Consider the following 14568-nt stretch of genomic DNA (forward strand, 5'->3'; position numbering starts at 1 on the left):
AGAGGGATCAATGAACGAGGATCGGACCAACGCCATCGACGACAGTCGTTTTCGCCTGTTAATCGATGCTGTGATTGACTATGCGATCTACATGCTTGATCCCGATGGCATCATCACCAGCTGGAACAGCGGCGCCAGGCGTTTCAAGGGGTACGAGGAGTCCGAAATCCTCGGCCAGCACTTTTCGCGGTTTTATACCGAAGAGGATCGCCGTGCCGGTTTGCCCCAGCGGGCACTGGACACGGCGATCAGGGAGGGGCGTTTCGAGGGGGAAGGCTGGCGGGTTCGCAAGGACGGCACGCATTTCTGGTGCCACGTGGTCATTGACCCGATTCTCGACCCGTCGGGCAAGTTGCTCGGGTTTGCCAAGATTACCCGTGACCTGACCGACCGCAAGATGGCCGAAGAAGTCCTCAAGCAAAGCGAGCAGCAGTTCCGCCTGCTGGTTCAAAGCGTCACTGATTACGCCATCTACATGCTCGCCCCGGATGGCTGCCTGACCAACTGGAATCCCGGAGCCCAGCGCATCAAGGGTTATTTGCCCGAAGAGGTCATCGGCAAGCACTTCTCGATGTTTTACACCCCGGAAGACCGCGAGGCCGGCGAACCGCAACGGACCCTGGACATTGCAGTGCGAGAAGGGCGGTTCGAAAACAAAGGCTGGCGCGTGCGCAAGGACGGTACGCGGTTCCTGGCCAATGTCGTGGTCGATCCGATTTGGGGCGAAACCGGCACTTTGCTCGGATTCGCCAAGATCACCCGTGATATCACCGAAGTCACGCAAGCCCAGCAGACGCTGGAGCAAACCCGCGAGGCGCTGTTCCAGGCGCAGAAAATGCAGGCCATTGGCCAACTCAGCGGTGGTATTGCCCACGACTTCAACAATTTGCTGACGGTCATCCTCGGCAATCTGGAAATCGTGCGCAAACGAGTGGGAGAGGATCCGAAAATTACCCGGCTTGTGGACAATGCCACCCAGGGCGCCTTGCGCGGTGTCTCCCTGACCCAGCGCATGCTGGCGTTTGCCAGGCGTCAGGAACTCAAAGCCGAACCCGTCGAGATCCCGGCGCTGGTGCAAGGCATCATTGGCCTGTTGCGCAGCTCGCTCGGGCCGTCCGTGGTGCTCGAAACCCGCTTTTCACCAGAGCTCGAACCGGTCCTGGCGGATGTCAATCAGCTTGAACTGGCGGTGTTGAACCTGGTGACCAATGCCCGTGATGCGATGCCCCATGGCGGGAAAATCGTCATCAGTACCAAGACCGAAGAAACCGTGGATCAACCGCAGTTATCCCTGCTGCCAGGCCGGTATGTGTGCCTGAGCGTCAGCGATACGGGGGAGGGCATGGATGAAACCACGCTCGGTTCGGCAATGGACCCGTTCTTCACGACCAAAGGCATTGGCAAAGGCACGGGGCTGGGTCTTTCGATGGTGCATGGTTACATCGAGCAATTGGGCGGGCGATTCGTCCTCAAGAGCCAGAAGGGCATAGGCACCGTCGCCGAATTGTGGATACCCATCGCCACGACCGGTTCGGTTGCCAGGCCCGTTGCCGAGGAGACCGCACCGCCGGTGCCCCGTCTATGCGTGTTGGTGGTGGATGACGATAGCCTGGTGTTGACCAGTACCTGCCTGTTACTCGAAGACCTGGGGCATCGGGTGGTCAGTGCGACATCCGGGGCGCAAGCGCTGGAAGTATTCGACGCCGAAGCAGCGATCGACCTGGTCATCACCGACATGGCCATGCCGCAGATGAACGGCGCACAACTGGCGCAAGCTATCCGCATTAAAAAGCCGGACCTGCCGATCATTCTTGCTACCGGTTACGCCGAGCGTCTGGAAGGTTTTGCGACCAGACTGCCGCGTCTGTCCAAACCCTTTACCCAGCTCAATCTGGTGGAAATCATCGCCTCGACCATGAAGTGATTACGGGTGCTCGCTGTTTGGTTGCATGAGAAGCGGGCGTTCGCAGCTTTTTCCTGATCGTTCCCACGCAGAGCGTGGGAACGATCAATGGGTAAGCGAGTAATCAACCATCAACCAGACAGCATGACGGTGCATCAAGCCGCCAGATGGGCTGCACTCATTTCCTTCTTGTACTGCGCTTTCAAACTTTCCATCTGCGCGCCCAACTCTTCCAGGGTGGCTTTGCCCAGCAGCTTCTTGGCCTGAGGAAACATCTCGGTTTCCTCTTCTTCAATGTGATGTTCCAGCAGTTCCTTGATCACTTTCACCCGACCGGCAAATTCCGGAGTGGTCGGGTCGGTGGCCTTCAAGTCTGGCAGCACCAGCGAATCTACGGTGCGGTGTTCTTCCTTGGCTTCGTAATACATGACGTCCTGCTCCTTGCCCCCGGCTTTCTTGTACGCCGGGTACAAGACTTCTTCTTCGAGGCGGGTATGGATGGCAACCTCCATTTCCAGCTTGGCCAGCAATTCGCTGCGTTTTTTAACACCACGCTCGGTGGATTCGCTTAATTGGGTCAGGATGCCTTTTACGCGTTCATGGTCAGCTTTCAACAAGTCTATGGCGTTCATGGTCGAGTCTCTCCACATGTCAGGGGGTGAGCGCGAACGGTCTCTAGGCCGAAAGTCGCTCATGGTCTCTGAGCATTTGTCGTGCCGGTTTGCCAGTGCGATAACGTGTTTATAAAACAATAAGTTGAAGTGACTGATGGCGAACTGGGGTCATGCAGCCTGCATGAGTCCGGAAATTGACTCATGCAGTTCGCAGTGGAACATTGATGTTTTTTCAGTCAAAAAAAGCCCGGCGACTGTGCCGGGCTTTTCAAGTTCAGGATATGGATTCCGGCTGCTGGAGCGAACGATGAGCGTTTTGCGTGGATATCGAGACCGGCGGGAAATTTTCGTTGAGCAGCCGCAAGTGCTCGATCGCCTCCTCGAACTTCATGTCGGCCTTTCTGCGCAAGGCCTGATAGCGATCGAACTGGTTCACATCCATGTCGCCGCCCTCCAGTAACGCGAAGGCGCTGCGGCTGAGTGCCTGGGCCTCTTCAAACATTTGATGATTACGTTCCAGGGCGAAAGCCCGGCAGGCTTTGATTTCATCGGAGGTGGAATAGTGAACCATGACCAGCACCTGATTTTTTCGAAGTTCTTTTTGATAGAGATCGATGCCGCAGGGGCCCGAACCCGACACGTCCCGCCGTGCAAAAGCCGAGCGGGATTAAGGTTGTGACCTGCGGGATTGCTCAAGGATTTCAAATTTATCAGCGAAGAAATTCGATAACTCACGCGGCAAACATTCACGGCCATATCAAAAAAGTTGATTTTTTTGCCGTTCATATCGAGCCAGGATCGGTTGAGTACTGATGCCGTGGAACAGAATGCTGAGCGCAACCACGGATAACGTCAGGTCGATACATAACGTTGCTATCGAATCGCCCAACCCATGATTCACGGCATAAAACAGGTAATACAGACTGCCGATGCCGCGTATGCCGAACCAGCCAATCAGCATGCGCTGGTGGCCGTTGAGCAAACGGCCCCAAGGCATGGCGACGACGCTCAGGGGGCGTATCAGGCAAAACAGCACGCCAGCGATCGGCAACGCACGCCAATCCCAGTGAGCCATCAACACCACGCCGAGCAGCGTCACCAGAAACACTTCCATGGCCCGTTCCACCAGACTGCCAAAGGCGAGCATGTCGCCCATCATGATGCCCGCGGCGACCTGCTTGTCCTCAAGGCTTGTGGTATCACCATGAACCGCATGTTGCGGCTCGACGTTCTGATGTCCCACCACGGGCTGAACCAGATGCTCGGCGGGAAGCTCGTCGTCGCCTGTGGATTTGACTTCTTCGTGGCGCAAACCCAGGCCGGCGGCGAATACCGACAAAAAGCCATAACCGTGAATCCACTCGGCCCCGACATACGCCAGGGCAATCAAGGCAAGGGCCAGGTAATCGTTCGGGGACAGGGTGCTGTCGTCATTTTTGATGCGCATCAATAAGGTCAGGCGGCCAATGCCACGGCCCATCCAGTAGCCGGTGAGCAAACCGGCCGGGACTGCCCACAACAGACTGCTCAGCACCCAGTCGCTCAGCCAGCCGGGGTTACTGTCGTGTTGCACCAGCAGCAGGCCAAGGATAACGAACGGGAAGGCGATCCCGTCATTGAGCCCGGCTTCACCCGACAGCCCGAAGCGCACGCTGTCGTCATCCCGGGCGTCGTTGACTTGCACCAGGGCGGCGAGTACCGGGTCGGTGGGCGCCAGAATCGAGCCGATCAACACGGACGCGCCCCAGGACAATTCGAAGCCGTAATGCAGCAACAGGCTGACCCCGGCAATGGTCAACACCATGACCGGGCCGGCCAGGCCGTAGGCAATACGCCAGTTTTCGTTCCTGAGCGGCAAGCGCAACTTCAAACCGCAGACAAACAATGAAAACAGCACCGCGACTTCCGTCAGGTGCTCCATCCAGATGGACGCCTCTTCGGTGTCCAGTTTCAACAGGCCCAGCCCCGCGGGACCGATGGCGGCGCCCAGCACCAGGCACACCGCCGACGTGGTCACCGGCATCCAGCGCAGGTACGAAGAGGTCAGTGCCAGCGTCAGCAGCACCGCACCCAACACCGCCACCCATAAAATGAAGCTCATGCTCGGTACTCGTTGGGTGCATGCCTGCGATGCGGGATCCGCCATCAACCGACGGTCGTGCGCAGGTATTCAGGCGTCAATACGTTGAACCATAGCAGGATCATCGAGACCAGGAGGGTGACCAGCACCAGCAGGCCGACGCCCCAGACGCAAGCGGCGTTCAGCAAGCCTTGTTCCTTGCGCTCATGCATAAAGGTCGGCAAGCCGACGAACAGCAGAAACGTCGAATAGATCGACGCTGCGCCCAGCACCACAATCGCCAGCCAGCGGCTGGGGTACAAACCGGCAATGCCGGCGAGGAAGTACGGGGTCACGGTGTAAGCGGCAAAGCCGATGCATTGGTTGACGGTCGGCCGTGCGTCGAAGGTGCGCGACATCCAGCGGATAAACAGCCCCATCAACGCCACGCCGACGACGATGGTCACGTAGAGCAACACGCAGAGCTGTAGCGCGCTGGCGGTGCTGAGCTTAACGAGTTCGTTTTCGACCAGGCTCCAGCCGACGTAGGTGGTGCCAACAAACAGGCACACGGCGGGAATCATGGCGAGCAACAATAAATGGGCGAGGTAGTGGCATGGATGCGCTTCCTCTTCCTTGCGGATATCCGTCCATACGTAGTTCGGTTGGGTGAACAGCTTGACGATAGGTGCGGACATGATGACCTCCGGATCTGGAGCGGCCCGTAGCAGGGGGCCCTAAACGTATTGAGGGGCGAGTTTTGACAGGGGTTCAGTTTTTTATCCCAAAGCCGGGCGTGGTCGGATAGAGGGAATGTTTGCGAACGCGCAAGGTCAACCGAGCAGCTCTCCTTTCTGGATGATGTGCCATGAACGTCAGCCAATCCGTGGTCGAATACTTGCGTCAAAACGACTTGCTGCTGACCACCGCAGAGTCTTGTACCGCCGGAAAAATCGTCACGCTGCTGGCTGAGATTCCGCACAGCGGGGAGTCGATCGAATGCGGGTACGTGGTCTATTCCACCGAAGCGAAACAGCGCTTGCTCCACGTCAGCCCGAAGACGATCGAAACATTCAATCTCACCAGTTGTGAAGTCGCTCAGGAAATGGCCGTGGGTGCGTTGCGCGACAGCACGGCCAATGTTGCGGTGGCGACCACCGGCATCCTCGGGCCGGAAGACGTCGATGGCATCCCGGCTGGCACCATTTGTTTCGCCTGGGCCTATCAGACCGGGCAGGGACGGTGTGTTTTCAGCCGACAGGTGCGGTTTTCCGGTACACGCAGTGAGGTGCAGTTATTGGCCGCGGAGCACGCGCTGAAGTTGCTGCCGCACTTCCACCAACGGGCATTGGCGGGTGAGCAAGGGCAGGGCGCACTCGATGAATGATGAATCCGGGCATACCGATTACCACAGCCGCGACTATCCCGTGCGCGAAGACATGGCGCATCAGGTCAAGGTCTGGCAATTCGAGCGTTGGGGCTGGTACTTCCTGGCGTTGGTGGTGTTGCTGGCATTGCTCGGCCTGTTTTCACGCGGGCCGCTGAGTACCCGGGACGTTCAGGGCGACGATGGCAAGGTCCGGGTGCAATACGAGCGGTTCCACCGCCACGGATCGACCAATCCGATTCTGCACAAACGCCTGCGTCACGCGCGATTGATCGAGGCCGACGTCATGGAGGCGGCACGTTCGAGCCAGGGCATCGAAACCCTTGAGCAGATCAAGTTCGCGATCCTGGAGCGCAACGGCAAGATATCGGTGATTGCTCAAGAGCCGTCGTGAGCAATGAATTGCGGCCATACCTGGCTTTTTGTGGCGAGGGAGCTTGCTCCCGCTTGAGGGCGTAGCACTCACAAAATCGGTGATCGTTGCCAGATTTTTGGGGCCGCTACGCAGCCCAGCGGGAGCAAGCTCCCTCGCCACAGGGTTCTCACTAACTCAACGTACTGCATTCAAAGCATCGGCTTACCGCCGGTGATCCCGTACCGCTGCCCCGTGATGTAACTGGCCTCATCCGATGCCAGCAACACATAAATCGGCGCCACTTCCACCGGTTGGCCCGGCCGTCCGAGCGGGGTTTGACCGCCGAAGTCCTGAACCTCTTCAGCGGGCATGGTCGAGACAATCAGCGGCGTCCAGATCGGCCCCGGTGCCACGCAGTTCACCCGAATGTTCTTCGGCCCCAGCATCTGCGCCAGGCCAGCGGTGAAGTTGGCAATCGCGCCTTTGGTCGTGGCGTAAGGCAGGAGGGTCGGTTTGGGCATGTCGGAATTGACCGAACTGGTGTTGATGATCGAACTGCCGGGTTTCATGTGCTTCAACGCGGCCTGACAGAGCCTGAAAATAGCGGTGATGTTGACGTCGAAGGTCATCACCCATTCTTCGTCCGGGATGTCCTCGAGGTTTTCGTGGCTCATCTGGAACGCGGCGTTGTTGACCAGCACATCGATTCGGCCAAAACGTTCGACCGTCTTGTCCACCAGGGCCTGGCAGTGGGCTTTCTGCGCCAGGTCACCAGGCAATAACAGACACTGCCGGCCGGCGTGTTCGACCCAGCGTGCGGTTTCCTGTGCGTCTTCATGTTCATTGAGGTAGGCGACGACGACATCCGCGCCTTCACGGGCGAAGGCGATGGCGACGGCGCGACCGATGCCACTGTCGGCGCCGGTGATCAGGGCGATCTTGCCGTCCAGTCGGCCTGAACCCTTGTAGCTTTGTTCGCCACAGTCGGGGTACGGGTCCATTTTATTTTGGGAACCGGGGACAGGCTGGCTTTGTTTAGGGAAGGGTGGTTTTGGATAGGAAGTCATTGCGAAATCTCCGTTCTCAAGGCAGAGGAGTCAAAGGGTTGACCCTGGTGTTTTGCCTTGAGTTCGGTTGGATTTCCGGGATGTCACTCTTGTCGCTGATCGTTCCCACGCGGAGCGTAGGAACGATCATCATCAGGCTTTGCGATTGAGCAAGCTGCGTTCCATCCGCGCAATGCCTTCTTCCAGCAACGACCGTGGGCAGCCGAAATTCAGGCGCACGAACTGTTTGTTGGCATCGCCGAAATCCAGGCCAGGGCTCAAACCGACCTTGGCTTGCTCAAGGAAAAACTGCTGCGGGTTCTCCAGTCCCAGCGCCGAGCAATCGAGCCACGCCAGGTACGTGCCTTGCGGGATATTCATGGTCACTCCCGGCAGTCGGGTGTTGACCGCGTCCACCAGATAATCCCGATTGCCTTGCAGATATGCCTTCAACCCGGCCAGCCAAGGGCCGGCTTCGCTGTAGGCGACGCGCGTCGCTTCCATGCCCAACGGGTTGACGCTGTCGACCATGCCGCAGCGGGCGTGGTTGACCTTTGCACGCAACGCCGAGTCCTGAATGATCATGAACGATGTTTTCAGCCCGGCAATGTTGTAGGCCTTGCTCGCCGACATCAGCGTGATGGTGCGCTTGGCGATTTCCGGGCTCAGAGAGGCCGTCGGAATGTGCACGCGCCCGTCGAAACACAGCTCGGCATGAATCTCGTCCGAGATGATCCAGGCGTCCTGTTCCAGACAGATGTTGGCAACCGCTTGCAGTTCTTCTCGCGGGAAGACTTTGCCTAGCGGGTTGTGCGGGTTGCTCAGCAGCAGCGCACCGCCACCGGTCAGCGCCCGATTCAGGGCATCAAGTGGCGTGGCGTAAGTGCCGTCCGCCAACGCGTCGAATTCGAGTTCAACCTTGTTCAGTCCCCAGTGCCCCGGCGCATGGCGTAGCGGCGGGTAGTTCGGGACCTGCACCACAACGTTCTGTTGCGGCTGGACCAGCGCATTCAGCGCCATGTTGAACCCCGATTCCACGCCCGGCAGGAAAATCAGTTCCTCAGGCAATACGTGCCAGGCGTACTTTTTCCAGAGGTCGGCGACGATGGCATTGCGCAAGTCATCCTGGGCCACGCTATAGCCGAGCATCGGGTGTTCCAGACGTTTTTGCAGGGCCTGGATGATCACCGGCGGTGCACAGAAGTCCATGTCGGCCACCCACATCGGCAACACGTCGGCCGGGTAACGGCTCCATTTGGTACTGCCGGTGTTGTGGCGGTCGAACACCTGATCAAAATCGAAAGTCATGCTCAGTCTCATAAAAAGCGGGGTTGAACGTGGGGCCATGATAAGCGCCAAGCCCCTGTGGGAGCGAGCCTGCTCGCGATGGCGTCACAACAGTCAGCATCTATGGTGACTGACACTCCGCTATCGCGAGCAGGCTCACTCCCACAGGGTGTGTGATGGCTTACGCCTTGGGATTGCCCGATGGTCGGTTTTCACACAGTCAGTTCTAACATTGTCTACAGTTTCAAGTGTCGGCAGCCAGACTGCCACAACCGTGATTGTCCAGAAAAACCCGGCAAAAATACCGGGTCTCCACCTGACAGGAGTGCACGATGGACCTCAACCGTCGTCAGTTCTTCAAGGTCGCTGGTATCGGCCTTGCGGGCTCGAGCCTCGGCGCGCTGGGCATGGCCCCCGCGACTGCCTTCGCCGAGCAGGTGCGCCACTTCAAGCTTGCCCACACCCATGAAACCCGCAACACCTGCCCGTATTGCTCGGTCGGCTGCGGCTTGATCATGTACAGCCAGGGCGATGCTGCGAAGAACGTCGCGCAAAACATCATTCACATCGAAGGCGATTCCGACCACCCGGTCAATCGCGGCACCTTGTGCCCCAAAGGTGCCGGCCTGCTGGATTTCATTCATAGCCCCGGCCGCCTGCAATACCCAGAGGTGCGCAAACCCGGCACCACCGAGTGGACGCGCATCTCCTGGGATGAAGCGCTCAATCGCGTTGCCGACCTGATGAAGGCCGACCGCGACGCCAACTTCATCGAGAAGAATACCCAGGGCCAAACGGTGAACCGCTGGCTGACCACCGGTTTCCTCGCGGCCTCGGCGTCGTCCAACGAAGCGGGTTATATCACCCACAAAGTCATTCGCAGTCTCGGCATGCTGGGGTTCGATAACCAGGCGCGTGTCTGACACGGCCCGACGGTGGCAAGTCTTGCCCCGACGTACGGCCGTGGTGCCATGACCAATACCTGGACCGATATCGGTAACGCGAATCTGATCCTGGTGATGGGCGGCAACGCAGCAGAAGCGCACCCGTGCGGCTTCAAATGGGTGACCGAAGCCAAGGCGCACAACAAGGCACGCTTGATCGTGGTCGATCCACGTTTTACCCGGACCGCCTCGGTGGCCGACTATTACGCGCCGATCCGCACCGGCACCGACATCGCCTTCATGGGCGGGCTGATCAATTACCTGCTGACCGAAAACAAAATCCAGCACGAGTACGTACGCGCCTATACCGACGTGTCATTCATCGTTAAAGCCGGGTTTGGCTTCGAGGACGGGATCTTCAGCGGCTACGACGCGGCCAAACGCATCTACACGGACAAGTCTGGCTGGGGTTATGAAATCGGTGATGACGGCTTTGTCAAAGTCGACCCGACCCTGCACGACCCGCGTTGCGTCTATCAATTGATGAAGACCCATTACAGCCGCTACACCATCGAACTGGCGAGCCAGATTTGTGGCATGCCCGTCGATGCCATGCAGAAGATCTGGGAAGAAATCGCCACTTGCTCGCAACCGGGCAAGACCATGACGATTCTCTACGCGCTGGGCTGGACTCAGCACTCGATCGGTTCGCAGATCATTCGCAGCGCCGCCATGGTGCAATTGCTGCTGGGCAACGTCGGCATGCCGGGCGGGGGCGTCAATGCCTTGCGCGGGCACTCCAACATCCAGGGGCTGACCGACCTCGGCTTGCTGTCAAATGCGCTGCCGGGTTATCTGACGTTGCCGCAGGATGCGGAGCAGGATTACAGCGCCTATATCACCAAACGCACGCAACTGCCGTTGCGGCCGGGGCAACTGTCTTACTGGCAGAACTACGGCAAGTTCCACGTCAGCCTGATGAAAGCCTGGTACGGCGCGAACGCCACGCTCGAAAACCGCTGGGCTTTTGACTATCTGCCGAAACTGGACATCCCGAACTACGACATCCTCAAAGTGTTCGACCTGATGAGCCAGGGCAAGGTCAACGGCTACATGTGCCAGGGCTTCAACCCCATCGCCGCGCTACCCGACAAAAACCGGGTAATGGCGGCGCTGGCCAAGCTCAAGTGGCTGGTGGTGATGGACCCGCTGGCCACCGAGACCTCGGAGTTCTGGCGCAATGTCGGGCCGTACAACGACGTTGAAACCGCCGGCATCCAGACCGAAGTGATTCGCCTGCCCACCACTTGTTTCGCCGAAGAAGACGGCTCGCTGGTCAACAGCAGCCGCTGGCTGCAATGGCACTGGAAAGGCGCCGACGGCCCAGGCGAAGCGCGCACCGATATACGGATCATGAGCGAGCTGTTTATCCGTCTGCGTCAGCGTTACCAGGCCAACGGCGGCGCTTATGCCGAGCCGATCCTCAAACTGTCCTGGCCCTACAAAATCGCCGAAGAGCCCTCGCCGGAAGAGCTGGCCAAGGAAATCAACGGCTATGCCACCGCCGACTTCACCGACGCTAGCGGCGCGACGATCAAGGGCAACGCGCAACTGGCCGGTTTCGGCCTGCTCAGGGACGACGGCAGCACGGCTTCCGGTTGCTGGATTTTCTGCGGCAGCTGGACAGAGGCGGGTAACCAGATGGCCCGGCGCGACAACAGCGATCCGTATGGCATGAAGCAACACCAGGGCTGGGCCTGGGCCTGGCCGGCGAATCGGCGGATTCTCTACAACCGCGCATCGTGCGACCCGCAAGGCAAGCCGTGGGACGAGAAAAAACGCCTGGTGTGGTGGAACGGTAAATCCTGGGGTGGTACCGATGTGGCTGACTTCAAGTCCGACTCGCCACCGGAAGCCGGGATGAATCCGTTCATCATGAACCCCGAAGGCGTGGCGCGGTTCTTTGCCGTCGACAAGATGAACGAAGGACCTTTCCCCGAGCACTACGAACCGTTCGAAACGCCGATCGGGATCAACCCGTTGCACCCGCAAAACAAGAAAGCCACCAGCAACCCGGCGGCGCGGATCTTCGATTCGGTCTGGGAGACCTTAGGCGTAGCCAAGGACTATCCCTATGCCGCGACCAGCTACCGGCTGACCGAGCATTTCCACTTCTGGAGCAAGCATTGCGAGCTCAACGCGATTTCCCAACCCGAGCAGTTCGTCGAGATCGGTGAAGTACTGGCCAAGGAAAAAGGCATCGTCGCTGGCGACCGGGTTCGTGTCAGTTGCAAGCGCGGGCACATAGAAGCGGTGGCGGTGGTGACCAAGCGGATACGTCCGCTGCAGGTCAACAATCAGGTGGTGCATCAGATCGGAATCCCGCTGCACTGGGGTTTTACCGGGCTCACGCGCCACGGTTACCTGACCAACACCCTGGTGCCGTTCCTCGGCGATGGCAACACTCAGACCCCGGAATCCAAGTCATTCCTGGTCAACGTGGAGAAAGTCTAAATGGCCAGCCAAGACATCATCGCCCGTTCGGCCACCACGACCGTCCCGTCCTCGGTGCGCAACCAGGAGGAAGTGGCCAAGCTGATCGACACCACCAAGTGCATCGGCTGCAAGGCGTGTCAGGTCGCCTGCTCGGAATGGAACGAACTGCGCGACGAGGTCGGTCACAACCTCGGCACCTACGACAACCCCCGGGACCTGAGCGCAGATACCTGGACTTTGATGCGCTTCACCGAACACGAAACCGCCGCCGGCAATCTGGAGTGGTTGATTCGCAAGGACGGCTGCATGCACTGCGCCGAGCCCGGTTGCCTGGCCGCGTGCCCGAGCCCGGGGGCAATCATCAAGCACGCCAATGGCATCGTCGATTTCGACCAGGACCATTGCATCGGCTGCGGGTATTGCATCACCGGTTGCCCGTTCGATATTCCGCGAATCTCGCAAAAGGATCACAAGGCCTACAAATGCACATTGTGCTCGGACCGCGTGGCGGTGGGGCTGGAGCCGGCCTGCGTCAAAACCTGCCCGACGGGCGCCATTGTGTTCGGCACCAAGGAAGACATGAAAGATCATGCGGCCGAAAGGATCGTCGACCTCAAGAGTCGTGGCTTCGACAATGCTGGCCTGTATGACCCCGAAGGTGTCGGCGGCACCCACGTCATGTACGTGTTGCACCACGCCGACACACCGAAGTTGTATGCCGGCCTGCCGAGCGCTCCGACCATCAGTCCGCTGGTGGACCTGTGGAAAGGCGTGAGCAAACCCTTGGGATTGCTGGCCATGGGCTTGGCCGTGCTGGCCGGGTTCTTCCACTACGTGCGGGTCGGGCCGCAATTGGTCGAGGAGGACGAACTGCCGACCACTGTTGACCCTGCGGTGCATGAAGTCGATCCGTCGGTGCATACCTTTGATCCGCGCGGGGAGGACAGACCATGATCCGCAGACAGATCCTGCGCTACACCTCGAACCAGCGCACCAATCACTGGCTGGTGGCGATTTTCTTCTTGATGGCGGCGCTGTCGGGGCTGGCGTTGTTCCACCCGGCGCTGTTCTGGCTGAGCAACCTGTTTGGCGGCGGCCCGTGGACGCGCATTCTGCACCCGTTCATGGGCGTGGTGATGTTCGTCCTGTTCCTGGGCTTGGTGATTCAATTTTTCCGGGCGAACATTTTTATCACCAACGATCGCTTGTGGCTGCGACGTGTCGGGCGGGTGATCCGCAACGAAGAAGAGGGCGTGCCCGCGATCGGCAAATACAACCCGGGGCAGAAGCTGCTGTTCTGGATCTTGCTGATGTGCATGCTGGTGCTGTTGTTCAGCGGCTTGGTGATCTGGCGCGAGTATTTCAGCGAGTACTTCGGCATCACCAGCATTCGTTGGGCCATGCTGCTGCATGCGTTGGCGGGTTTGATCCTGGTGCTGAGCATCATCGTTCACATCTATGCCGGCATCTGGATCAGGGGGTCGGTCAGCGCCATGACGCATGGCTGGGTCAGCCGCGCCTGGGCGAGGAGACACCATGAACTCTGGTACCGCGAAGTGACCCGAGACGAGCACCCCGACCGGCCGATCAACAAAAAAGGATAACCCCTTGGCGACGATTCTTGAGCCTGGCGAGATCGAAGCGGCGGCGAGCTCGCCGCCGTTTCTGCACCTGCCACCGAACAATCTGTTCACTTTGCGCGCCTTGCGCCTGGAGCGTCTGGTCGACGGCCATCCGCTGGCCGATTACCTGCGGCTGGTGACCGGCCTGTGCCACGTGCAGCAGGGGCTGCTGGACGACCCGCCCGTCACCGCCATGCCCGATCCCGAACGTAGGCGCGTGTGCCAGCAACACGGCTTACCTCCGCTCGCCGCCGACAGCCTGGTGCGCGAGGACCATTGGCTGCCTTACCTCGAAGCCCTGTTGCAGCGTTACCAGCCACCTCCGCAACCGGCCGTGGAAAAAGCCGTGGCGATGTTGCGCAGCGCCAACGTCGGGCAGCGCAAGGCCTGGGCGATTGCGCTGGTCAGCGGCCAGTTCACCTTGCTGCCCGCCGCCGTGGTGCCGTTTCTCGGCGCGGCGTTGCAAGTGGCCTGGAGTCATTGGTTGCTGAGCACACCGGACCATGCGCTGAAACCCGGTGATAGCCTCAGCCAATGCCCGGCCTGCGGTTCGCCGGCCATGGCCGGGGTGATTCGACACCGCGGCAAGTACAACGGCTTGCGGTATCTGGTGTGCTCGCTGTGTGCCTGCGAATGGCATGTGGTGCGGGTCAAATGCGTGTATTGCGAACAAAGCAAAGGCCTTGAATACGTCAGCCTCGATGACGACCGTCACGCCGCCAATCAGGCACCCATACGCGCGGAGGTCTGCCCCGGCTGCCGCAGCTACCTGAAACTGCTTTACCTGGAAAACGACGCCGAGGCCGAAGCGCTCTCCACGGACCTGACCAGCCTGTTGCTGGACATGCGCCTGGAGCAGGAAGGCTACCAGCGTCCGGCGCCTAATCTGTTGCTGGCACCGGGAGGTAACTGAGC

The 14568-nt window shown here is 59.5% G+C and carries 13 protein-coding genes; 7 read left to right on the plus strand and 6 right to left on the minus strand.

Translation table 11 applies throughout. The features are described 5' to 3' along the window. Positions 1–10: 10 nt before the first annotated feature. Complete coding sequence (locus BLW70_RS19130; RefSeq protein ID WP_074876556.1) at positions 11–1924, plus strand: hybrid sensor histidine kinase/response regulator; 1914 nt, start codon at positions 11–13, stop codon at positions 1922–1924. Between the two features lie 134 nt (positions 1925–2058). Here BLW70_RS19130 and BLW70_RS19135 read toward each other — a convergent pair whose 3' ends face one another. The 4 genes from BLW70_RS19135 to BLW70_RS19150 all read right to left on the minus strand — a co-directional run bounded on the left by BLW70_RS19135 (position 2059) and on the right by BLW70_RS19150 (position 5274). Further along, a complete protein-coding gene (locus BLW70_RS19135; protein WP_074876558.1) occupies positions 2059–2535 on the minus strand; it encodes a hemerythrin domain-containing protein in 477 nt (158 codons plus the stop codon). 256 nt (positions 2536–2791) lie between these two features. Continuing rightward, a complete protein-coding gene (locus BLW70_RS19140; protein ID WP_235865007.1) occupies positions 2792–3157 on the minus strand; it encodes a hypothetical protein in 366 nt (121 codons plus the stop codon). A gap of 117 nt (positions 3158–3274) precedes the next feature. Beyond that, the gene (locus tag BLW70_RS19145; RefSeq protein ID WP_074876560.1) at positions 3275–4618 is read right to left on the minus strand and encodes a cation:proton antiporter; all 1344 of its coding nucleotides are present in this window, start codon (positions 4616–4618) and stop codon (positions 3275–3277) included. A gap of 44 nt (positions 4619–4662) precedes the next feature. After that, complete coding sequence (locus BLW70_RS19150; protein ID WP_074876562.1) at positions 4663–5274, minus strand: Yip1 family protein; 612 nt, start codon at positions 5272–5274, stop codon at positions 4663–4665. Positions 5275–5444: 170 nt separating this feature from the next. Between BLW70_RS19150 and BLW70_RS19155 the strand changes: the two genes are divergently transcribed. Further along, the gene (locus BLW70_RS19155) at positions 5445–5963 is read left to right on the plus strand and encodes a CinA family protein (RefSeq protein ID WP_074876564.1); all 519 of its coding nucleotides are present in this window, start codon (positions 5445–5447) and stop codon (positions 5961–5963) included. Continuing rightward, positions 5956–6357: a YetF domain-containing protein gene (locus BLW70_RS31140; RefSeq protein WP_074876566.1), complete on the plus strand. Its 402-nt coding sequence runs from the start codon at positions 5956–5958 to the stop codon at positions 6355–6357. The genes BLW70_RS19155 and BLW70_RS31140 overlap by 8 nt, the downstream gene beginning before the upstream one ends. A 170-nt stretch (positions 6358–6527) precedes the next feature. Here the strand turns inward: BLW70_RS31140 and BLW70_RS19165 are convergent, their stop codons facing one another. After that, positions 6528–7385 carry an SDR family oxidoreductase gene (locus tag BLW70_RS19165; protein WP_074876568.1) on the minus strand — a complete coding sequence of 286 codons (858 nt, stop codon included), beginning with the start codon at positions 7383–7385 and terminating at the stop codon, positions 6528–6530. Positions 7386–7517: 132 nt separating this feature from the next. Further along, positions 7518–8672: a MalY/PatB family protein gene (locus tag BLW70_RS19170; RefSeq protein WP_074876571.1), complete on the minus strand. Its 1155-nt coding sequence runs from the start codon at positions 8670–8672 to the stop codon at positions 7518–7520. A gap of 311 nt (positions 8673–8983) precedes the next feature. On the opposite strand from BLW70_RS19170, the gene fdnG reads away from it, so the two are divergent. The 4 genes from fdnG to fdhE are packed head-to-tail and all read left to right on the plus strand — an operon-like array spanning position 8984 to position 14566. Then, positions 8984–12049: a formate dehydrogenase-N subunit alpha gene (gene fdnG, locus BLW70_RS19180; RefSeq protein ID WP_139273398.1), complete on the plus strand. Its 3066-nt coding sequence runs from the start codon at positions 8984–8986 to the stop codon at positions 12047–12049. Then, positions 12050–12985, plus strand: a complete 936-nt coding sequence (fdxH, locus tag BLW70_RS19185; protein WP_074876577.1) for a formate dehydrogenase subunit beta — start codon at positions 12050–12052, stop codon at positions 12983–12985. Next, positions 12982–13635 carry a formate dehydrogenase subunit gamma gene (locus tag BLW70_RS19190; protein WP_074876579.1) on the plus strand — a complete coding sequence of 218 codons (654 nt, stop codon included), beginning with the start codon at positions 12982–12984 and terminating at the stop codon, positions 13633–13635. The genes fdxH and BLW70_RS19190 overlap by 4 nt, the downstream gene beginning before the upstream one ends. 4 nt (positions 13636–13639) lie before the next feature. Then, positions 13640–14566 carry a formate dehydrogenase accessory protein FdhE gene (fdhE, locus tag BLW70_RS19195; protein WP_074876581.1) on the plus strand — a complete coding sequence of 309 codons (927 nt, stop codon included), beginning with the start codon at positions 13640–13642 and terminating at the stop codon, positions 14564–14566. Positions 14567–14568: the final 2 nt, after the last annotated feature.

This window comes from Pseudomonas frederiksbergensis (assembly GCF_900105495.1).
Classification (GTDB): Bacteria; Pseudomonadota; Gammaproteobacteria; order Pseudomonadales; family Pseudomonadaceae; genus Aquipseudomonas; species Aquipseudomonas frederiksbergensis.